The organism is Dermacoccus barathri (assembly GCF_015070805.1).
GTDB classification, from domain to species: Bacteria; Actinomycetota; Actinomycetes; order Actinomycetales; family Dermatophilaceae; genus Dermacoccus; species Dermacoccus abyssi.
The window spans coordinates 102,945-124,149 of sequence record NZ_JADCTK010000001.1 but is presented as its reverse complement, the minus strand read 5'-3'; the positions used below and the strand labels follow the sequence as shown (position 1 = coordinate 124,149).

At 70.2% G+C, this 21,205-nt stretch carries 15 protein-coding genes and 1 pseudogene; 12 read left to right on the top strand and 4 right to left on the bottom strand.

The annotated features are described in order from the left end of the window. Positions 1–31 precede the first annotated feature (31 nt). The 4 genes from rarD to recC all read right to left on the bottom strand — a co-directional run bounded on the left by rarD (position 32) and on the right by recC (position 9,699). Entirely contained in the window at positions 32–910 is an 879-nt protein-coding gene (gene rarD, locus IM689_RS00605; RefSeq protein WP_227484377.1) for an EamA family transporter RarD, read from the bottom strand. A gap of 166 nt (positions 911–1,076) precedes the next feature. Then, entirely contained in the window at positions 1,077–2,888 is a 1,812-nt protein-coding gene (locus tag IM689_RS00600; protein ID WP_193642460.1) for an AAA family ATPase, read from the bottom strand. Next, a complete protein-coding gene (locus IM689_RS00595; protein ID WP_193642459.1) occupies positions 2,885–6,268 on the bottom strand; it encodes a UvrD-helicase domain-containing protein in 3,384 nt (1,127 codons plus the stop codon). Before IM689_RS00595 ends, IM689_RS00600 begins: the two co-directional genes overlap by 4 nt. After that, complete coding sequence (gene recC, locus IM689_RS00590; RefSeq protein ID WP_193642458.1) at positions 6,265–9,699, bottom strand: exodeoxyribonuclease V subunit gamma; 3,435 nt, start codon at positions 9,697–9,699, stop codon at positions 6,265–6,267. Before recC ends, IM689_RS00595 begins: the two co-directional genes overlap by 4 nt. Positions 9,700–9,896: 197 nt before the next feature. Between recC and IM689_RS00585 the strand changes: the two genes are divergently transcribed. From IM689_RS00585 to IM689_RS00530, 12 genes and pseudogenes are all read left to right on the top strand, one after another. Continuing rightward, positions 9,897–10,268 carry an NADH-quinone oxidoreductase subunit A gene (locus tag IM689_RS00585; RefSeq protein ID WP_118912274.1) on the top strand — a complete coding sequence of 124 codons (372 nt, stop codon included), beginning with the start codon at positions 9,897–9,899 and terminating at the stop codon, positions 10,266–10,268. A gap of 13 nt (positions 10,269–10,281) precedes the next feature. After that, positions 10,282–10,875, top strand: a pseudogene (locus tag IM689_RS00580) (NADH-quinone oxidoreductase subunit B); the annotation flags it as partial. Between the two features lie 671 nt (positions 10,876–11,546). Next, positions 11,547–12,110 (top strand): NADH-quinone oxidoreductase subunit C, encoded by a 564-nt coding sequence (locus IM689_RS00575; RefSeq protein ID WP_193642456.1) that lies wholly within the window; start codon positions 11,547–11,549, stop codon positions 12,108–12,110. Continuing rightward, on the top strand, positions 12,107–13,063 hold the full coding sequence (locus IM689_RS00570) for a complex I subunit 1/NuoH family protein (RefSeq protein ID WP_187035942.1): 957 nt from the start codon (positions 12,107–12,109) through the stop codon (positions 13,061–13,063). The genes IM689_RS00575 and IM689_RS00570 overlap by 4 nt, the downstream gene beginning before the upstream one ends. Continuing rightward, entirely contained in the window at positions 13,060–13,677 is a 618-nt protein-coding gene (locus tag IM689_RS00565) for a NuoI/complex I 23 kDa subunit family protein (protein WP_082128608.1), read from the top strand. The genes IM689_RS00570 and IM689_RS00565 overlap by 4 nt, the downstream gene beginning before the upstream one ends. A gap of 37 nt (positions 13,678–13,714) precedes the next feature. Continuing rightward, positions 13,715–14,227 carry an NADH-quinone oxidoreductase subunit J family protein gene (locus IM689_RS00560; protein WP_047310432.1) on the top strand — a complete coding sequence of 171 codons (513 nt, stop codon included), beginning with the start codon at positions 13,715–13,717 and terminating at the stop codon, positions 14,225–14,227. Continuing rightward, the gene (gene nuoK / locus IM689_RS00555) at positions 14,224–14,577 is read left to right on the top strand and encodes an NADH-quinone oxidoreductase subunit NuoK (protein WP_047310431.1); all 354 of its coding nucleotides are present in this window, start codon (positions 14,224–14,226) and stop codon (positions 14,575–14,577) included. Before IM689_RS00560 ends, nuoK begins: the two co-directional genes overlap by 4 nt. Further along, positions 14,574–16,556, top strand: a complete 1,983-nt coding sequence (locus tag IM689_RS00550; RefSeq protein WP_193642455.1) for an NADH-quinone oxidoreductase subunit 5 family protein — start codon at positions 14,574–14,576, stop codon at positions 16,554–16,556. Before nuoK ends, IM689_RS00550 begins: the two co-directional genes overlap by 4 nt. Continuing rightward, positions 16,553–18,115: a complex I subunit 4 family protein gene (locus IM689_RS00545; protein WP_193642454.1), complete on the top strand. Its 1,563-nt coding sequence runs from the start codon at positions 16,553–16,555 to the stop codon at positions 18,113–18,115. Before IM689_RS00550 ends, IM689_RS00545 begins: the two co-directional genes overlap by 4 nt. Next, on the top strand, positions 18,112–19,635 hold the full coding sequence (locus tag IM689_RS00540; protein WP_193642453.1) for an NADH-quinone oxidoreductase subunit N: 1,524 nt from the start codon (positions 18,112–18,114) through the stop codon (positions 19,633–19,635). The genes IM689_RS00545 and IM689_RS00540 overlap by 4 nt, the downstream gene beginning before the upstream one ends. A gap of 130 nt (positions 19,636–19,765) precedes the next feature. Next, a complete protein-coding gene (htpX, locus tag IM689_RS00535) occupies positions 19,766–20,677 on the top strand; it encodes a zinc metalloprotease HtpX (protein ID WP_193642452.1) in 912 nt (303 codons plus the stop codon). Positions 20,678–20,708: 31 nt separating this feature from the next. Beyond that, on the top strand, positions 20,709–21,176 hold the full coding sequence (locus tag IM689_RS00530) for a GNAT family N-acetyltransferase (protein ID WP_193642451.1): 468 nt from the start codon (positions 20,709–20,711) through the stop codon (positions 21,174–21,176). The last annotated feature ends 29 nt before the right edge of the window (positions 21,177–21,205 follow it).

Here is a 21,205-nt window from a genome sequence, read left to right as displayed (position 1 = left end):
GCTCTCCGGCCGGCCCCGCCTCGACCTCGGTCTAGGTGGGGTCGGCCGCTGACGTCTCCAGGGGCGTCGCGCGGCGCGCTCGCCGGGTTCGCCGGGCTTGGGCGAGGGAGTCAGCCGTGAGGACGACGAGGGCGATCCAGACGAGGCCGAAGCCCACCCAGCGTCCGGCGCTCATCGTCTCGCCGAGCACGAGCACGCCGCACAGCAGCTGCATGACGGGCGTCATGAACTGCAGGAGCCCGATCGTCGAGAGTGGGATACGGCGCGCGGCGGCGGCGAAGAGCAGCAGCGGGATGGCGGTGGCGACGCCTGACAGGGCGAGCAGCAGGGGGTGCCACGAGCCGTTGCCGGACCACGTGCTGCGCCCCGTGGCGCCGAGCCACACGAGCATGACGGCCGCGAACGGAGCGAGGACGACCGTTTCTGCGGTGAGCCCCTCGAGCGCGGTGAGACGCCCGCCGACACGTTTCTTCATCAGCCCGTACGCCGCGAAGCTGAGGGCGAGGCCGACGGAGATCCACGGCGGGCTGCCGTAGTCGACGGCGAGGTACACGCAGGCGATGACGCCGATGGCCACGGCGAGCCACTGCATCCGACGTAGCTTCTCGCCGAGCACGAGAACCCCGAGCATGACGGTGACGAGCGGGTTGAGGAAGTAGCCGAGCGCGGCTTCGGTGACGTGCCCCGTCGTCACGGCGAGGACGTAGACGACCCAGTTGATCGCGATGAGCACCGCTGCGATCGAGATGGCGCCGAGGCGTTTGAGATCGCCGAACAGGCTCCTGAGGAAGCCGAGATGACGTGTGACGCCGAGCAGGACGACGCACAGCAGGAGCGTCCACAGGATGCGGTGGGCGAGGATCTCCCACGGCCCGGCAGGGATGAGGGCGTGGAAGTAGAGCGGGAACATGCCCCACGCGAGGTACGCTAGGAAGCCGTAGAGCGTGCCCTTGCGTGTCTCGTCCTCGTTGCTCACGAAGCCCGTCCCTTCATCACCCCGTCGCTCCGGTTTCGGGGCGCGACCTCATTCGATCACGCCGCCCGAACCGGCCGACGGGGGTGTTCACGCTGCGGCCTCAGCCGTCCTGCTCGCGCAGACGGTGACGCAGCCCGGAGGCGCGCAGGATCGGCGTCTCCACAGCGAGTTCGACGGCCTCACGCGTGCCGACGACGGTGAGGCGCTCTGTCGCTCGGGTGAGAGCCGTGTAGAGCATCTCGCGGGTGAGCAGGCGCGAGCCGACCGGCGGCACGATGACGGTGACGTGCTCGGCCTGGCTTCCCTGGGCCTTGTGCACGGTCATGGCGTGCATCGTCTCGAGGTCGCCCAGGCGCCACGGCGAGAACGTGCGCACGCCGGAGGCGGTTTCCATCGCGGCCACGAGCGCGGTGCCCTGGCGGATGATGACGCCGCTGTCGCCGTTGAAGAGCCCGAGGGCGCGGTCGTTCTTCGTCACGATGACCGGGCGCCCCACGTACATGGCGTACGGCGTGACGTCGGGGAACCGCTCGGCGAGGGCGTTCTCGATGAGACGGTTCCACCGCGCCATACCGAACGGCCCGGTGCGGTGCGCCGCGAGGAGCCGACTTGCGCGAAGCTGCGCGACAGCCGCCTCTGCGTTGCCCGTGGCCGCGACCTCGCGCAGCCGGGAAGCGGCCTCGACGAGGTGAGGCAGCATCGTGAGGTCGGGGGCGTCGGTCTCGAGGAACTCGACGCCGTCGTCCGGGCTGTCGATGGCTGCGAGCACACGCTCCGAGGACGGCGGGACAGTTCCTTCGCCGCCGTCGGGATGGTCGCCGGTCGGCTGCGCGAAGGCCTCCGCCACCGCTGCGCGACCCTGCGTGAGGCGGTGGTGCGTGGCGAGCCGGATCACTCCGGTGTCGAGCCCGGCGACGAGGTCGCCGAGCACGGAACCCGCCTCGACGCTCGCGAGCTGGTCCGGGTCGCCGACGAGCACGAGGCGCGTGTTCGGCCCGAGCGCTTCGAGCAGGCGTGCCATGAGGCTGAGCGAGATCATCGACGCCTCGTCCACGACGACGACATCGTGCGGGAGCGGATTGCCCCGACCGTGGACGAACCGTTGGGAGTTGGTGCGGTCGTAGCCGAGCAACCGGTGGAGCGTGAGCGCGTCGTTGTCAGCGAGCACGTCCGCTTCGCGCAGCGATTCGGCCATGCGTGCCGCGGCCTTGCCCGTGGGGGCAGCGAGTGCGATGCGTGTCGTGTCGCCGAGGGCTGCTCGGGCGGCCACGAGCATCGCAGCGACCGTGTAGGTCTTACCCATGCCGGGTCCACCGGTGAGGACTGTCGTTGCGGACGTGAGTGCCGAGTGCACTGCGGCGCGTTGGGCGTCGTCGAGGGCGCGCCCTTCGAGGGCCGCACCTGCGCGCCGGAGAGCGTCGTCGTCGACGGGCGCAACACCGCGTGAGCGCAGGAGACCGGCGACGATCACCTCGTCGCGGTAGTAGCGATCGAGGTACGCCAAGCCGTACTCGAGGTGCACGACACCCTGCTCGACGAGGGGACCGGCGCGCAGGTCGTCTACCAGCTGGTGCGACGACGGTGGCGCGACGATGTCGGCGAGCGTGATGGTCGGTGCCTCGGTGTCGTCGTCGAGCGAACGGTCCCGTTCGGGTGTGAGGCGGCCGATTTCGTCGAGTGCGAGCGCGCTGGAGCCCTCGCGCACGGCGCGCACGGTCAGCGCGAGCGTGGCGATCTGCCACGTGTCGGTCGGCGCGTCGACGAGCCGGGCGACACGGCTCGCGACAAGGGCATCGCCCTCGGTGACGAACGCCGCCGCCCTGAGCGTCTCGAGCGGAGTGCCGTTCGGTGGGTCGCCGCCCGGCTCTGCGGAACGCTCGCCGGGTGTGGTCGGCAGCTGCGTGTCGGTCATCGGACACCACCTGCCCGTACCCCGTCGACGGCGTCGGACAGCGCGACGACGAGCGTCGCCGGCGGCCGCCAGGTGAAGACTCCGCACGGCGTGCCGTTCTCGCGCGGCGTGTCGGGGCCGGCCATGCCACGGACGTAGAGGTACATCACGCCTCCGAGATGCTCGTCGGGGTTGTAGCCGGGCAGCCGCCAACGCAGGTAGCGGTGCAGCACGACGGAGTACAGGATCGCCTGCAGCGGGTATGACGAGTGGTTCATCGCCTCGACGAGCCGCGACGGCGCGTAGTCGGCCAGCGTCAGCGCCGCGTCGACATCGCCGAGTCGGTTGGTCTTGTAGTCGACGACGAAGTAGCGGCCACCGTGACGGAAGGTGAGGTCGATCGAACCCGTGAGGTAGCCGCGCAGGAGCTCATCGCCGAGTGCCGAGGTATCGAGCTGATCCGGATAGGTGCGCAGGGGGTCGCCTTCGTCGAGGTGCTCGCGCAGGAGCGGAGCGAAAGCGCGCAACGTCGAGGACGGGTGGGGCTCCTCGCCGCCGGAGAGAGGGAGTTCGAAGTCCATCTCGGGCAGTCGATCGGTGGAGACGATGTCCCGCAGCGTCACGTCGTCGGCCAGGGGGCCGAAGGGCGTGTGCATGACGGCGACGAGGGCGTCGGCGAGTGACTCGACCTCGACATCCGCGGGCCAGCGCATCTGCTGCTCGAGGATGTGGGCCCGCAGCTCGTCGCGCAGGTCCGCGGCCTGGAAGTCAGCCTCCTCGAGCACGCCGTGGACGAGGGAACCGAACGTCGCGCCCATCGGCTGATTCGCCATGGGGGAGGAGATCTCGCTGCCCGGCATGTCCGGGGACGGCGGCGTCGCGAGTTCGACGTCGGCGTCCTCGTCGAGGCGGACGGCGAGGTGCTCGGGTTCGCTTGTCACATCACCGAGGGCGGCGAGTTCGTCGGCGGCCTCACCGGCGGCGGAGAGCGCCGAGTAGGACGTACGGCGCCAGGCGCGATCGACGTCCGCGTCGTCGAAGGTGTTCACCGCAAGCCGCGCGTCACCCCGCCTGACCGTGATGTGCGGAGGAACGGTGTTGGGGTCGATTTCATGGACGGTGAACGCGCCGTGCTTCGCCCAAGCGGCAAAGACCTCGCGGACCCGGTCCACCTTGGGGGTGCCGTTCTGTTCCGTGGTGGTGAGCCACTTCTCGGATGCTCCGTCGGCGCGCTCTTGAAGGAGCGCATCGAGGGCCTCGGGGCCGTTGGCCTGCCCGAAGAGCAACCGGTGCAGGGCGCTCTTGGACGTGTTCTGCTTCGTGCCGGCCCACCATAGGATGAGGCCGCTCTGCGCCCGCGTCATCGCGACGTACGCCAGACGCATCTCCTCCCCGGTGTTCTCCTCCGTGGCCTCGGGAGCGTTCACCGTCGCGGGGTCGAAGGACAGCTCCCGGCGGTTGTTGCGGTGCACGACCCCCGGAGTCTTGGTCGGCTGGTCGTACCGGTCCCACAGCGTCGGGGCCAGAACGATGGGGTATTGCAGACCCTTGCTGCTGTGGATGGTCGACAACGTGACGGCGAGGGCGTCGGAGTCGAGGCGCATGATGCGTGCGTCGGCGGTTGCTTTGGCGTCCTGTGCGCTCTGCTCCTGCAGCCAGGCGACGAGCGAGGAGATGCCGGCCTGGGCCGACATCTGCCGGGCCGTGAGCAACTGGGCGCAGTGTTCGATGTCGGTGACGTCGCGTTCTCCGCCGGTGCGGCGCAGGAGGCGGGCGAGCATGCCGCGCGCACGTAGCGCGTCGACGATGCCAGGAACGCCGCCGGAATGGAACCGCGCCAGCAACATGGCGACGAGTTCGGCTGCCTCGTCGACGCCCGAGTCGTCGATCGCGTCGAGGCGCTCGGCGGACCACCCGACGAGCGGCGTGAGGCAGGCGGCCCTGACCCGCTCGGGGCGGTGCGGTTGCTCGAGTGCCATGAGCAGTTCGAGCCACCACTGGCCGGCGGAGCTGCGCAGCACCGACTCGCTCGACATCATGACCGCCGGAATGCCCAGCTCGCGCAGGTACTCGCGGACCTCGACGAGCTGACTGTTGGTACGGCACAGGACGGCCAGGTGATGGGGAGCGAGGGGCTCCCCGTCGAACGACGTTTCCCCGGCGAGAAGCTGCGCGGCCTTCGCTGCGACGTCGCGCAGCACGATGGAGCGGGCCAGCCCGACGGCCAGCCCGGACTCGGGAACCCAGCGCAGTTCGACGGGGGCGTCAGCCTGCCCTGGCTGTCCGCCGAGGCGTGAGGTGTGCTGGGCCGCGTCGACGCGGTGCGTCACGATGCCGGGTGAGAGCTGGACACCAGCCATCAGTGTCTGCAGGCTCTCGACGAGCGGAGCGTCGCTGCGGTAGTTCGTCGGCAGCGTGAAGGAGTTGACGGCCGTTTTCGCTGCCGACAGGTATGTCTGTACGTCGCCACCGCGGAAGGCGTAGATGGCCTGTTTCGGGTCGCCGACGAGGATGAGTGAGCGGCCCTTCTCGCCGAATGCGCGGGAGAAGACCTCCCACTGGACCGGGTCGGTGTCCTGGAACTCGTCGACGAGGACGACGCTCCAGCGCTCCCTCATGCGATCACGTGCGGGGGAATTCTCGTCGTTGAGCGCCGAGCGCAGCTGGGAGAGCAGGTCGTCGTACTCGAGGATGCCGCCGCGGCGCTTGCGGCGTGCGTACTCCTCCCGCACGGCACGGCTGAAGGCGATCGCGGTCTCGAGGTGCGCCGGCGGCGGAACCGGGCCGATCTCTGCGGTGCTGTTGTCCAGCGTGGCCTTCGCGTATTTCTGCGCTTCCTCGTAGTCGAGGGTGAAGTTGGCTTCCTTGCTGAATCGGAGGAAGACGTCGTCGACCACCTCCTGGCGCAGGGTCTCGGTGTCCTCGACGAGCGTGGCGTACGGGTCCGAGTCGCCCGCGACGCCCAGACTCTTGAGCACGTAATGGCAGAACTGGTGGATCGTCGCGATGGTGGCGGAGTCGAACGTTGCGAGCGCTCGGGCCAGACGGGCCCGGCGCTGATCCACCGCCTCGGCGCCGCCGCCTCGCAGCGCCGTGACGAGTTCGTCGTCGTCATCGCCGGCTGGTGCGCCGAGGCGGTGCAGCGTGTCCTCGAGCTGGCCGCGGACGCGTTCACGCAGTTCCTGGCTCGCGGCGCGCGAGAACGTGACGACGAGAAGCTCGTCGAGGGGGAGTTCCTCCTCGGCCACGAGCCGGGTGACGAGCGCGGCGAGGGTCCACGTCTTGCCCGTGCCGGCACTGGCTTCGATGAGTGTGGTGCCCTCCGGGATGGGAGCGGTGATGCTGAACGGCTGCATGACGTTCGGCACGGTGTCGGGCAGCGCGGGCTGGTATCCGCTCATGACGAGAGCTCCTGACGGTGGTCGACGATGGGGCCCCACAGGCGCGGCGCCAGCAGCGTGAAGCGCCCCTCCGCGTCCAGGCGAGCGAGGCTGGCTCGCCCCTCGAAGACACGGCTCCACCACTCGTTGGCGTCTTCCCGGGTGTACTCGTAGCTGCTCTCCCACTCCCGACGAGCCTTCATGAGGCCGCGCTCCACGGCCTTCGCCTCGTTCGGGTTGGCGCTGCGCATCGCGGCACGGTAGCCCTCCACGTACGCAAGGCCGGTCTTGGCCGGGACCGGTAACGGAGCGCGCAGCCCGTAGCCGCGGTTGAGGACGAGTGAGACGAGGCTCTCGCGCGCTTCGGCCGAGTCGACCGTGAGAACGCACGAGCCGCTCCTTCCGCGAACCGCAGCCCGCCAGGTTCGGTCGGGGAAGCAGGCGGCCAGGGCGAGCACTTTGACCCACCCCGAAGCGAGGTGCCGGGCGTTGACGCTGCCGTAGTTGACCACCTGGATCTCGTCGCCGATGACCCCCGGCACCACACCGGTGAGACGCACCGAGGTGCTGGGCGCGCCCTCGGCGCTCGGCGGCAGGGCGAGATCGAGGTGGATGTCGTGCGACGTGCGGTCGCCCGGGGGGAGACCGTCGAGAACGCCACGCACCTGCCTCTCGATGGTGGCCGCGTCGTCGCGGCCCGCCTCGAGAAGGTCCGGAGGCAGACTGCCTCGGCGCCTCTCGTCGGCCAGCGCACGATCCAGAGCTTGGCCGGAGAGCACCTGGCGCAGAACGCGGTCACCGACGGCCCACTTTTCAAGGGGATCGAGTTGGATCGGTAGACCGTCCTCGACTTCCTCGGCCTCGTAGGTGACGCCGATCTGCAGGCGCGAGCGCAGGAAGGTGCGTGCAGGGTTCTCGAGGAACGACGTGAGGTCGTCGAGCGTGACGTCGGTCGGGGGTGCGGGCGCGAGCGGTTCGGAGAGCAACGCCGGACGGGGCAGAGGGTCGGCGTGAAACTCGCGCAGGGCCCGGGCTCCCTGGAGCGCGGCGATGTCGTAGGAACCGCCGGGCAGGGGGGAGGCCTCGACGAAGTTACGTTCGTCGAACGCCTGAAGGGGGTGCAGGTGCTCGAACGGCGCCCCCTCGTCCGCACTCTGGGCCGTGTTCTGGGCAGGGGATTCGCCCGTGCCGGTCCGAGCGGCCGCCGAGATGATCTCCTGCAACGGGACGGCCGGTGGGCGGCGGGTGCCGTCACGCTCGTCGAAGCCGGAGTAGAACGCGATGAAGTGCTGCTGTGCCGCCATGAGGGCGTCGAGCAGGAGCTGCCGGTCCTCACTGCGGGCATCGCGTTCGCCGACGAGTGGGTGGCGGGCCAACACGTCGTCGCCGTCGACGACCTGAGCGCGCGGGAACGTGTCGTCGTCGAGACCGAGCAGGACGACGGCCTTGTGCGGCACCGAGCGCATGGGCGTGAGCGTGCAGACACTGACGGCCCCGTTGCGGAAGTTGCTGCGCGTGCGGCGCGGACCCCAGCGCTGCTCCAGCATGACGCGCACATCGGTGATGCGAAGCGCGGCACCCGATGCGGAGCCGGTTTCGAGGAACGACAGTTCGCGTTCGAACTCGGCGCGCTGCCAGGCCATGTCACGAGCGGGTGCAGCGACGGCGAGCACGTTGCGCCGCAGCCACGCGAACCACTCCTCGGGAGTGAAGCTCGCCCGCGGCAGGGCGGGGTCGACGGCGCTCACGCGGCGGATCTCCCACGCCGCTTCGCTCACCTTCGTGAGGAGGGCGACGAAGGCCTCGGCGACGGCGATGTCGGAGCTTCCGAGATCGTCGACCGGGACGAATTGCGACGCCGCCGCGTCCGTGTCAGCGCTCATGGCGACGCCCAGGGCCAGCCGGTCGAGGGCCTGCGCCCAGGTGTTGTTCTCAAGGCCGCCGAGGCTGTACTCGCCGCGATGCTGGGCATCGAGACCCCAGCGAGCCTCCGTCGTGCGGACCCACCGGGCGATGCGTTCGAGCGCGTCGGTGTCGAAGCCGAACTTCTCGGCCACCGCGGGGAGCCCCGCGAAGTCGAGCACCTGCGAGGCTGTGACGCGGCTCGTCACGAGTTCGACGAGACGCTGCGCGGCTTCGGCCAGCGGGTTGGTGGCCGAAACGGCGCGGTCCGCCAGTTGCACGCGTAGACGCCGGCCGGGGTGGTGGTCGTGCTCGTCGACGGCCGCGAACGTGGCCTTGATGAGCGGTGCGTACGTTTCCACGTCGGGGCACATGACGACGATGTCGCGCGGCTCGAGATTGCCGCCCTCGGCGCTCACGAGCCACAGGAGCGTCTCGCGCAGTGCTTCGACCTGACGGGCAGCGCCGTGGCACACGTGGATCTGCACCGAGCGATCGTCTTCGGGCACGCTCGGCACCGACGACGGCGCTCGGTCGGCGCGGATGTCGTCCTGCATGAGAGCGAGGCGGGTCGGCGTCGCCCGAGAGGCGTCGCGACTCTCCCCACCGCCAGAATCGGTGGCATCGACGACACTGCGTGCGAGCAGAGCCGCCTCGACCTCACGGATGTCACGGCCCAACGTGGCGAGCAGCGGATGCGCGGCCGCCTCGGCGCTCGCATCATCTCGGCGGGCGACGATGCCCTGCGGGTTCTCGGCCAGCGCGGCCCAGAGGGCCGGGCTCGGGTGCGGCAGCCACACGTGGACATCGCACACCTGCCCGAGGGCCTCGAGCAGGTCGAGCATGGCGGCCGGCATGCGCGTGTAGCCGAAGAAGGAGACGCGTTCCGGCAGGTCGCTCGGCGCCGTGCCCGCCCGCAGATCGGCGAGGGTGCGGTCGAGGCGCTGGACGGGGGAGGCGTCGGCGCTGCCACATGCCAGGACGCGCTCGACCACGGTGCGCCACAGCGGGGCCTGCCACGCGAGATCAGGATCGACGAGGTCGTTCTCGCGGCCCGCCTCCCAAGCACGCATGAGCTCGGGGCGGTCGTCGGCATACCGGGCGAACAGGCCGGCCACACGGCGCGCCACCGCGTAACGGCGCGACTGCCGGGCACGGTGCCACCACGGATCCTCACCCGCCCGCACCGCATCGGCACCGAGATGCCGCGCCAGAGCCTCGAAGCCCGAGCGTGAGACGCACTCGTCCATGGCTGCGAGCACCGCCCACGCGAGGCGGTCGGGGTGCCACGGATCGTCGTTCTCCCGCCCCAACAGGAGCGAGATGAAGGTGTGCGGTGTGCGCACGTCGAGCCCCGCGCAGACGCCGTCGTCACCGAGCGTGGCGCCGAGGCGGTGCGAGAGCCGCTGCGTCAGCCAGCGTTCGACGCCGGCCGAGGGAGCGACGACGAGCTCGCGGGCGAACACGTCGAGCGGTGCCTCGGCGAGCAGCTGCGCGAGCTGGTCGGCGAGGGCCGTGGGATCGTCACGACGATGCAGGATGAGGGCCACGTCGCGACACTAACGCGAGCCTCCGACAACCGCGCCGTTGCGCGAAAAACCTCCGCTCGAACGGTCTGGTGAACCACGGGCCCCTCGAGCCGGGCGGAGGGACGGCGCGTATGGTGCCACGCCCGATGTGTCTCACTGTGAAGACACGCACTCCCAGCCTTTCCGCCCCCGGCGAGTCGGCTCGTTACGCTTGCCTGGTGAATTCCGGACTCCTGGGCTACCTCGTGGTGCTCGGCGTCACCCTCGGGGGCGTCGGTCTCTTCACGGCTGCCATGGTGGTTCGTCGAGTTCTGGCACCGCGAGCTCCGAGTGGGGCCAAGCTCGCCACGTACGAGTCGGGAGTCGACCCGAGCGGCGGCGACTGGCAGCAGTCGGGCTTCCGCTACGTGGCGTACGCGTTCCTCTATGTCGTCTTCGCGGTCGACGCCGTCTACCTCTTCCCGTGGGCGCTCGTGCTGCGCACCTCCGGGCTCGGCATCGCTTCGGTCGTCGAGATGGGCATCTTCATCCTCGTGCTTCTCGTCGGTCTGGCCCACGCCGCCCGTCGCGGCGTCCTGAGCTGGCTGTGAGGCGGGTGATCCGATGACGACCGATCTGCCCATGCCCACCGTGCGTCCGAGCGTCGGCGCCGTTCAGGAACACGCCCCCAAGCCGATGCGCCTCGTCCTCAACTGGGGTCGCCGGTACTCGCTGTGGGTCTTCAACTTCGGGCTCGCCTGCTGCGCCATCGAATTCATCGCCGGGTCGATGTCGCGTCACGACTTCATCCGCCTCGGTGTCATCCCGTTCGCTCCCGGCCCGCGGCAGGCCGACCTGATGGTCGTCTCCGGCACGGTGACCGACAAGATGGCTCCCGCCGTGCGGCGCCTCTACGACCAGATGCCAGAGCCGAAGTACGTCATCAGCTTCGGTGCGTGCTCGAACTCAGGTGGGCCGTACTGGGATTCGTACTCCGTGACGAAGGGCGTCGACCAGCTCGTGCCCGTTGATGTCTACGTGCCCGGCTGCCCGCCGCGCCCTGAGGCGCTGCTGCAGGGCATCGTCACGCTCCAGAACCAGATCGCTGAGGAGAAGGTGAGCAGCGAGGGCATCCTTGCCCGCCTCAACCCGTTCGCCGGCCGGGGGCGCACCGCCGCGTCGGTGCAGCGCCCCCTCGTGACGAAGCCCGCCGCACCCGAGGCGGAGACGGTGGCAGAGCCCGCGAAGGAAGGTGCGGCCACCGAGTCGAAGGCAACGCCCGAGCCCGCACCTGCGGACGCCAAGCCCGCCGGCAAGGCGACTCTCAGCGACGACGAGCGCGCCGCCCGCGTCGCGGAAGCCCGCCGCAAGGCGCGAGAGCGCAAGGCGGAGAAGGACACCTCGCCGGCCGCCGGGGAAGGCGCGAGCGACAACGGCGGCAAGCCCGCCGCGAAGACCGACCTCTCCGACGACGAGCGTGCGGCCCGCATCGCGGAGGCTCGTCGCAAGGCGCGTGAGCGCAAGGCCGAGCAGGAGAAGGCAGCACAGTCAGGCGGTACCAAGGAAACAGCCGCCGACGTGGCCAAGCCGGCCTCGAAGGCCGACGCTCCAGACGACGAGCGCGCCGCCCGCATCGCCGAGGCGCGCCGTAGGGCGCGTGAGCGCAAGGCGGAACAGGAGAAGGCTGCGCAGACGGGCGACCCCGAAAAGGCCCCCGACAAGGCACCGACGACGAAGGCCGACACCTCTGACGACGAGCGTGCCGCCCGCATCGCCGAGGCCCGCCGTAAGGCACGCGAACGTCGCGCCGCCGAGCAGGCGAAGACCGACGAGACCAAGACGGGGCCGACCAAAACGAAGCAGGCGAAGACCGACGAGGACGGTGAGGGATGACGCGCGACGTCCCCACCCACGACGTCGAGACGTCCGACTGGGTCGAAGCCCATGAGCGTCTGCGCTCGGAGGGCTTCACGTTCTTCGACTTCCTCACCGCCGTCGACGAGAGCGACCGTGGCGAATCCGGTCCCTCCGACGGCAAGCCCGCGGGCTTCGACATCGTCACGCACCTGTACGACATCGCCGGCGGCGCTCGCCGCAGTATCCTCATGCGCACGCGCCTCGAAGTCGACGACCACGGTGCGGGCGCCCCGAGTATCGCCAGCCTCACCGGGCTGTGGCGTGGCGCGGCCTGGCACGAGCGCGAGACCTTCGAGATGTTCGGCATCGACTTCGCCGGCTTCGACGACGGCACGGGGCAGGGCGTGCGCAAGCTCCTGCTGCCCGCGAGTTTCACCGGTACGCCACTGCGCAAGTCGTTCGTCCTCACGGCGCGCGCGAGCAAGGAGTGGCCGGGCATCAAGGATCCCGGTGAGTCCGGCGGCCGTGCGGCAGCCTCGAAGCGTCGCAAGGTCATGGCCCCCGGCGTGCCCGACGAGACGTGGGGGCCGCGATGAGCGTCCTCGAGATCGTCCTGCGCAGCGTTGCCGTGCTCGTGTGCTTCATGGTGCTGCCACTCGTGCTCGGTCAGGCCGAGCACAAGGTGATGGCCCACATGCAGGGGCGCCTCGGCCCGATGAAGGCCGGTGGTTTCCACGGCTGGGCGCAGCTCGTCGCCGACGGTGTGAAGTTCGCGCAGAAGGAGGACGTCGTTCCTCGCGCCGCCGACAAGCCGGTCTTCCGCCTGGCTCCTGCGGTGTCGATGTTCAGCTACCTGCTCGCGCTCGTCGCCATCCCGTTCACGCCGTCCACCGTGGCCGGCGACCTGCCAGCGTCGCTCGTCTACGTGCTGGCCGTTTCCGGCATCGGCACCATCGCGACGCTCATGGCCGGTTTCGGTTCGGGTAACAAGTACGCCATGCTCGGCGCGTTCCGTTCCGCCGCTCAGCTCGTCAGCTACGAGGTGCCGCTCATCCTCGCGTGCGCGTCGTTCGCGATGGCGGCAGGGTCGCTCTCGATCGGCGGCATCGTGCACGCCTGGCACCCGATCTGGCTGCTGTGGCAGCTGCCCGGTGCGATCGTGCTGCTCATCGCGGCCACCGCCGAACTGCAGCGCCCGCCGTTCGACATGCCCGTGGCCGACTCCGAGGTCGTCATGGGTGCGATGACGGAGTACACCGGCCTGCGCTTCGCGCTGTTCCTGCTGTCCGAGTACGCGGGCATCGTCGTCATGTCGGCGCTGTTCGCCGCGCTCTACCTCGGCGGGTGGAACGGTCCGTTCGACGGGGCGCTCGGCTTCGTCTGGATGCTGCTCAAGACCGCCGCCGTCGCGTTCGTCGTCCTGTGGGTGCGCATGAGCTGGCCGCGCCTGCGCGAGGACCAACTGCAGCGCTTCGCGTGGTTCTTCCTCGTTCCCCTTGCCCTGTTCCAGTTGGCTCTTACCGCGGCAGGAGTGATCTACACCGCATGACCGAGCAGAACGCGAACCACGACCACGGCGAGCACGTGCACGAGCACGCTCACCACGTCCACGACCTGCCCGCCTCGGGCCGCGAGAAGGGGCCGATCCGCGGCCTTCTTTCCGGAATGGCCACGACGGCGCGCACCATGACGAAGAAGACGTCGACGCGTCAGTACCCGGACGAGAAGCCGGACCTGCCGCCGCGTAGCCGCGGCGTCATCGCGCTGCTCGAGGAGAACTGCACCGCGTGCATGCTCTGTGCGCGCGAGTGCCCCGACTGGTGCCTCTACATCGATTCGCACAAGGAGACGATTCCCAGCGAGACGCCGGGTGGGCGTGACCGTCAGCGCAACGTCGTCGACCGCTTCGCCATCGATTTCTCACTGTGCATGTACTGCGGCATCTGCATCGAGGTGTGCCCGTTCGACGCGCTCTTCTGGAGCCCGGAGTTCGAGTACGCCTCCGGCGACATCCGCGACCTGCTCCACGAGAAGGAGCAGCTCGGCGAGTGGATGCGCACGGTTCCGGCCCCGCCCGACCTCGACGAGCGTGCCCCCGAGGCGCCCGAGGTCGCAGCGGCGAGCAAGCCCCCACGGGTGGCGCGCCGGAACGTGACGAAGTGACCCGAGCCAACGCGACGACGACGAAAGGAGTGAGCCCATGACCGTGCACGACGCCCTCTTCGGCTGCCTCGGCCTCATCAGTGCCGTGTCGGCCGTCTGCGCCGTAACGACGCGTCAGCTCGTACACGCCGCGCTGTGGCTCACCCTGTGTATGACGACGTTGTCGGGCTGCTACCTCGTGCTCGGCGCCGAACTCGTCGCGCTCGTGCAGCTGCTCGTCTACGTCGGTGCCGTCGTCGTGCTCGTGTTGTTCGCCGTCATGTTGACGCGCGCTCCCATCGGCAAGAGCGCCGATCACGACGTGCCGATGGCCGGCCGGATGGTGGCCCTCGTCATTTCCGCAGCCACCGGTGGCCTGCTCTTCGCCGCCTTCGCGGCAGCCTTCGGGTCGCAGCAGGTCGGCCTCGACGGCGGAACGAACGCCAACCTCGCCGCCAACCTCTTCGGCCGCTTCGCCTGGCCGTTCGAGGTGCTCTCGCTCGTGCTGCTCGCCGCGCTCGTCGGCGCCCTCGCGATGATCGGCACGCGCAAGGACGGTGGCTCGAAGTGATCCACCTCCTCCTGCCCTTCGCACTCGCCGCCGTGCTCGCCGGTTCGGGCGTCTACGGCGTGCTGGCGCGCCGTAACGCCGTGCTCATGCTCGTCGGGGTCGAACTGATCCTCGCCTCGGCGAGCCTCATCCTCGTCACGATGAGCACGACCCTTCCCGACGACGCCGCAGCAGGGCAGATCCTCACGATCTTCGTCATCACGCTCGCCGCCGCCGAGGTGACGCTTGCGCTCGGCATCATCCTGGCCGCGTTCCGACTGCGCGGGCACATCGACCTCACCGAGCGCCTCGACGACGACGCGGCCCACGCGCCCGTCGACGACCGCACCGACGGGCGGGTGACGTCGTGACCGCACACCTCGCGCAGGCCGCCGTCGCCGTCCCGCTGCTCGGCGCGGTGCTGGCTTTCCTCCTGGGGCGCCGTAACGCCGGCGCCTACGCGCTCGCGGCCCTCGGCACGCTCGGTGGCCTCGTCGCGGCGATTCTGCTCGTCGCGCAGCAGCTCACGACGCCGGTCGCCCAGCACCTCGTCACCGTCGGGTCTCTGCCGCTCGGGCCCGCGCTCAAGGCGCCGCTCGAACTGCGGGTGACACCGACCGGCGCGCTCATCGCGGCCGTCGCGCTCTTCGTCGCGACGTGCGTCCAGATGTTCGCGCGCTGGTACCTGTTCTCCGACCCGCGCTACCGCTCGTTCGCCGCCACGGTCTCCGCCTTCACCGCCGCCATGGTGCTCGTCGTCCTCTCCGACGACGTGCTGCTCACCCTCGTCGGCTGGGAGGTCATGGCCTGGTGCTCCTACCTGCTCATCGGCCACGAGAGCAACCAGCCGGGCCCGCGCCGCGCCGCGCTCAAGGCGTTCCTCGTCACGCGCGTGGCCGACGCGCCGCTCGTCGTCGGGCTCGCCGGCCTCGCCATGGGTGCGCGCACGACGCGCATCAGTGAGATCGTCACGGCCTGGAGCACCTCGAACCTCGACGCCCACGGCACCCTGCGCCTCGTTCTTCTGCTCGGCCTCGTGTGCGGTGTGCTCGGCAAGTCCGCACAGCTTCCGTTCACCGACTGGCTGCCCGACGCCATGGAGGGCCCGACGCCCGCGTCGGCACTCATCCACGCCGCGACGATGGTGGCCGCGGGCACCGTCGTCCTCGCCCAGTTCCTGCCGCTCTTGGCCGCCGAACCGACGGCCCGTCTCACCCTCGTCATCGTCGCCGGCGCGACGTCCGTGTTCGCTGCGGTGAGCGCGTTCGCGCAGGTCGACATCAAGCGGCTGCTCGCGTGGTCGACGATCAGCCAGGTCGGCCTCATGCTCCTCGGCCTCGGCGCGCTGGCCCCGGGCGAGGGCGCCGACGCCGCGCTCCTGCACCTCGTCGGTCACGCCTTCTTCAAGTCGCTGTTGTTCCTGCTCGTCGGCTGGCTCGCGGTGGTCGTCGGCTCCACGCTCGTCACCCGGATGACGGGCGCAACCCGTCGGTTGCCGAAGACCTTCGTCCCCGTGACCCTCGCCCTGTTCACGATGGCCGGCCTGCCGCCGACCGTCGCGTTCGTCTCGAAGGACGCGATGCTCGAGAACGCCGTGCGCTCGCAGAGCGACGGACACGTCGAGGGACTCGTCGGCTTCATCATGCTCGCGCTCATCATCGTCGGCACCGCCGCGTACTCGGCCCGCGCGTGGCTCATCCTGCAGCACCGCACCGTCCTCGAACGGCGTGGTGAACGTCAGGTGCTCACCGACTCCCACACGGTGCGTGACGTCGACATCGTCGAGATGCTGCGCAGCACTCCGGAGGTCAACGAGTTCGGTGACGAGGTCGACCCGATCGAGGAGATCGAGGAGGACGAGGTGCTGCCACGCCCGGGCGTCTCGGTGCGCCTCGCGCTGTGGCTGCTCGTGCTCGGGGGAGTGTTCGGCGGGCTCCTCGCCTTCACGCGGCTGTTCGACATCGACACGAGTCACCTCAACCTCGCCATGATGGGCGCCTCGGTACTGCTCATCGTCGCCACCGGTCTCGTCGTGCGCATCATGTCGCTCGGCCAGCTCTACGGTGACGCCGCCCGTCGCCTGCCGCGCCACATCCCGCTGGCCGCCTCGCGAGGGTTCGGTGTCGAGACGCTCTACCGCACTCTCGTGACGCGTCCCGTGCTCGCGCTGGCTCGCGGCGTCCACCGCCTCGACTCGGGCGTCGACGCTGCCGCAACGCACGCGCCCGGTGCCCTGGCCCGCGCCGGCAAGGCACTCGACGGCGTCCATGGACGACGTCCCGCGACAGGCCTGTCGTGGGTGATCGTCGGCGTCGTCATCGCTTCGATCCTGGGGGTGACGCTGTGGTGAGCCTCGTTCTGCTCGCTGCCGTGGCGGTGCCGCTCGGCGTCGGTGCCGCCCTCATGGCGGGCGACCGACTCGGACGCCCTGTCGGTCACACCGGCGCCTGGGCCGTCGCGATGCTCGCGAGCGTCGTCTCCCTCGCCGCGTGCGTCGCGGCCGTCGTCACGGACGCCCACATCGACAAGCCGTGGGTGCCCGGCCTCGGAATGCGCCTCCACCTGGCCACCGACGGCATCAGCGCTCCGCTCGTCATCCTCGCGGCGGCCGTAACGCTGCTGGCCGTCGCCGTCAGTTCCCGCCAGCGCCCGAAGGGCACACCCGGGCTGTTCTACGGCTGCCTGCTCGTCGTTCTCGGTGGTGCCGTCGCGGCGTTCAGTGTCCGTGACGCGGTTGCGTTCTTCATCGCCTTCGAAGTCGTTCTCGTGCCGATGTGGGTACTCATCGACCGCTTCGGTGACGCCGCGGCCGACCGCCGTCGTGCCGGGTGGATGTTCGTTCTCTACACCGTCGGCGGCTCGATGTTCATGCTCGCCGGCATCCTCCTGCTCGTCGTCTCGGCGGGCACGAGCGACCTCGAACGGCTCGCCGGTGGTGCGGCTGCCGCACTGCCGTTCCCCATCGCGATGACGGCAGGCGTGCTGCTCACGCTCGGCCTCGCCGTCAAGGTGCCGCTCATCGGTGTTCACTCGTGGCTGCCGTGGGCTCACACGGCCGCCCCGACGGCCGGCTCGATGCTCCTGGCCGCCGTCCTGCTCAAGCTCGGCACGTACGGCTTCATCCGTCTCGTCGTCCTGCCGCTGCCCGTCGCGTGGCGCACGATCGCCCCCGTCATCGCTGTTCTCGCGGTGCTCGGCATCGTCGTCGGGGGGCTCGTTTGCCTCGTCGAACGCGACCTCAAGCGCCTCGTGGCGTGGTCGTCGATCGCGCACATGGGCTTCGTCATGCTTGCGCTCGCAGCCGGTCAGCAGATCGGTCTGCAGGCTGCGCTGTACGGCAACATCGCACACGGGGTCATCTCCGCGCTCCTGTTCGCCGTCGTCGGCGCGCTCAAGGCGCGTCGCGGTGCGGTGGACGTCGACGAACCGATGGTCGGCTTGCGTAACAGCGATCCGCGGCTCGGTTTCGCCCTCGTCGTCGGCACCGCCGCAGCCATCGGCCTGCCCGGTCTCGCCGGCTTCTGGGGTGAGATCCTCGCCCTGTTCGCTGCCTGGGGTGCTCCGCACCGCCCGGGCGCCCTGTTCCACGTCCTGACGGCAGTGGCCGCGTTCGGCGCCGTTCTCGCTGCGGCCTACGGCGTGCGTGTGCTGCGTGCGGTGTGGGCCGGGGAGCGCTCGCCCGAGGCCGCTGACGCCGCGCTCGGCACGAGCGACGGGGCCACCCCGGCGTCCACCGCCGGCGAGCACGCCGAGGCGAGCGCCCCTGTGGCCACCGAGCGGGTCGTCGGTCTCGAATGGCTCGCCATCGGCGTGCTCGTGGCGGCCGTCTTCGTCCTCGGCCTTGCGCCGACGCTGCTCATGAACGTGGCGGACGCCGACCTGCCGCGTCTGCTCGGAGGCCTCAAGTGAAGATTTCCTTCGACGCCCTCGCGCTCGCTCCCGCCGTCGTGCCGATGGTGGGTGCCCTTCTCGTGCTCCTCGTCGACGTCGTCCTGCCCGGGCGAGCCCGCCTCCCGTGGGTGCTCGCCGTCCTCGCATGTCTCGGCGGCCTCGGTGCACTCGTCGCCGGCGCCGTGACCGGCGGTCACGGCACGAGCCTGTGCGACGCCTCCGGCGGCTGCTACTGGCAGGCCGACCAGACAGGCGTCGGTCTGCAGGGCCTGGCGCTCGCCTCCGCGGCGGTGGTCGCGGTGCTCGCCCTCGCCGAGAAGACCAGCGACGTGCCCGGCACGAAGGGCCACCCCGCGGTGCGGGCGATGCTCGTGCTCGCCGCGACGGCCGGCTGCGTCGGCGTCGTTGCGGCCCGTGATCTCGCCTCCTGGCTCGTGCTCATCGAGCTCGCCACGATTCCCAGCGTCGCGCTCGTCGCTCTGCGTGGGGGCCGGCAGGCCGCTCACGGCGCCCTCACCTTGCTCGTGACGGCCCTCGTCTCGTTCGCCGTCCTCGCCCTCGGCGCGGCCGTGTGGTTCGCGGCCACGGGTACGGCGTCGATGACCGGCGACCAGGTGCTCGACGCCTTCGCCGACCCGGCCCGCAAGCCCCTCGTCGTCCTCGCGATGATGCTCGTCATCGCGGGTGTCGGCTTCAAACTCTCCCTCGCTCCGTTCCACGCGTGGACGCCGGAGGCGTTCGAGGGCTCGGGCTCCTGGGTCGCGGCTTTCCTTGCCACGACGTCCAAGGTCGGTGCTCTCGGCGGCATGCTCGTCGTCCTACGCGCGGCGTCGTCGCTCGGCTCGTCCGCTCTCACGGCGCTCGCCGTCGTCGCGGCCCTGTCGATGACGGTCGGTAACGTCATGGCCTGGCGTCAGGACGGTCCGCTGCGCTTCATGGCGTGGTCGACGGTGGCGCAGGCCGGATGGGTCGTGCTGCCGATGACGGTCGTCGCCGGTGGTTCCGTCACCGCGGCCGCCGCCTATCTCGCGCTCTACACGATCGGCACGCTCGCCGTCTTCGTCGTCCTGGCGGCCCTCGAGGACGCCCGTTCGCGCGAGCACGAGACGACGATCGGCGACCTGCGCGGCCTGTTCCGCACCCGCCCGATGATGGCCGCGACGCTCGCGCTCGGCCTTCTCGCCCTGGCCGGGCTGCCGCCGAGCATCATCGGCGTCGTCGCGAAGATCGTGGCGCTCAAGCCGGTCGTCGCCGGGGGAGTGTGGTGGCTCGTCGTGATCGCGCTGCTCAACGCCGTGCTCGGCGTGGCGGTGTACCTGCGCTGGATCGCCGCGATGTTCGCGCCCGTCGCCACACCCGCGCCCGAGAACGACGACGTCTCCGACGAGGCAGCCGCTGTGGCGGCGCTGTCGGGCGACGAACCCGAACTCACGCCCCTGCCGCGCCCGAAGAAGGTCTACGGTGTCCTCGCCGCGCTCGTCTCGCTCGCCGTCGTGACGACGAGCCTCGCGCCGAACGTCCTTCTCGCCCTCTTCTGACGCGCTCCGCCGCACAGGCTGTGACCTTCAATCCGGTCCGTGACCTGCGCCGGTCACAGATCGGGCCAGAGTTCACATCTGGGGCCGACCGCGCCGGAACATCCGCACCCGAGCCTTCGTTGGACCGGACATGCACAGGCATTTCAACGGGCTGAAGACGGCCGCGCTGTTCGGGCTCATCTGGGCCCTGCTGCTCGGCCTCGGCGCGGTGATCGGCAACGGCCGCTACATCGGGCTGTTCGCCGTCATCGGTCTCGCGATGAACTTCTACGCGTACTGGAACTCCGGCAAGCTCGCCATCCGCGCGATGCAGGCGTACCCGGTGAGCGAGACGCAGGCGCCCGCGATGTACCGCATCGTGCGCGAGCTGTCGACGAAGGCCGGCAAGCCGATGCCCGAGCTGTACATCTCGCCGACGCAGGCACCCAACGCGTTCGCCACAGGCCGTAACCCGAACAACGCGAAGGTCTGCTGCACCGAGGGCATCCTCGGCCTCCTCGACGAGCGTGAGCTGCGCGGCGTGCTGGGCCACGAGCTCATGCACGTCTACAACCGCGACATCCTGACATCGTCCGTCGCCGGAGCCCTCGCCGGCCTCATCACGAGCGTCGCGCAGATGATGATGTTCTTCGGCGGCGGCTCGAGCAGCGAGAACCGCCCGAACCCCATCGTCATGCTCTTCATGGCGTTCCTCGCGCCGCTCGCAGCGTCGGTCATCCAGATGGCCATCAGCCGCACGCGTGAGTTCGACGCCGACGAGGACGGTTCCAAGCTGACGGGCGACCCGCTCGCGCTCGCCTCGGCGCTCGCCAAGCTCGAAGCGGGAGTCGCCTCGGCCCCGCTCGCGCCGACGCCGCAGCTGCAGAACGCGAGCCACGCGTTCATCGCCAACCCGTTCCGCGCGCAGGACATCTCGCGCATGTTTTCCACGCACCCGAAGACGGCCGACCGCATCGAGCGCCTCGAGCAGATGGCCGGCCAGCGCATCCGGATGCCCCAGCGCTTCGACGGGCCCTACCGGCCCGGTCCGCACCAGGGCTGAGCGTCGAGCGCTGCCTCGATACTGTGATCGCATGAGCGGCGAAGGAACGGCCCGGCGCGCGGAGCGTCGGGATGTTGACGCGTTGGTGGCGCTTCGAGCGGAGATGTTCACCGCCATGGGCGCCGAGGGCACCCGCGCCTGGCAGCCAGAGGCCCGACGCTGGTTCGCCGAACGCCTGGACAGCCCTGGCTACGGGTTCTTCGTCGTGGAAGCCGACGGCGAGGTCGTGGCAGGTGCCGTCGGGGCCGTCCGTGACGCGGCGCCTTCACCGGCGGTTCCGCACGGCCGCGACGTTCTCATCAGCAATGTGTGTACCTTTGCCGACCACCGCGGGCGCGGCTTCGGGCGTCAGGCCTTCGACGCGGTGCTGGCGTGGACCAGAGGAACGGGTGTGGGTCGGGCCGAACTCATGACCACCGAGGCGGGCCGCGTCTTGTACGAGCGCGCCGGCTTCACCGAGGTGGCCTTCCCCGCGATGCGCGTCACGCTCACGTCGTAAGGAACGTTCGAGGAGCCAGCCCGTGAGGC

Bases quoted from the DNA above. Each gene is read 5' to 3' on its own strand.
- rarD (WP_227484377.1), bottom strand. From the start codon at position 910: ATGTTCCCGCTCTACTTCCACGCCCTCATCCCTGCCGGGCCGTGGGAG.
- IM689_RS00530 (WP_193642451.1), top strand. From the start codon at position 20,709: ATGAGCGGCGAAGGAACGGCCCGGCGCGCGGAGCGTCGGGATGTTGAC.
- IM689_RS00600 (WP_193642460.1), bottom strand. From the start codon at position 2,888: ATGACCGACACGCAGCTGCCGACCACACCCGGCGAGCGTTCCGCAGAG.
- IM689_RS00560 (WP_047310432.1), top strand. From the start codon at position 13,715: ATGACCGTGCACGACGCCCTCTTCGGCTGCCTCGGCCTCATCAGTGCC.
- IM689_RS00570 (WP_187035942.1), top strand. From the start codon at position 12,107: ATGAGCGTCCTCGAGATCGTCCTGCGCAGCGTTGCCGTGCTCGTGTGC.
- IM689_RS00565 (WP_082128608.1), top strand. From the start codon at position 13,060: ATGACCGAGCAGAACGCGAACCACGACCACGGCGAGCACGTGCACGAG.
- htpX (WP_193642452.1), top strand. From the start codon at position 19,766: ATGCACAGGCATTTCAACGGGCTGAAGACGGCCGCGCTGTTCGGGCTC.
- IM689_RS00575 (WP_193642456.1), top strand. From the start codon at position 11,547: ATGACGCGCGACGTCCCCACCCACGACGTCGAGACGTCCGACTGGGTC.
- IM689_RS00595 (WP_193642459.1), bottom strand. From the start codon at position 6,268: ATGAGCGGATACCAGCCCGCGCTGCCCGACACCGTGCCGAACGTCATG.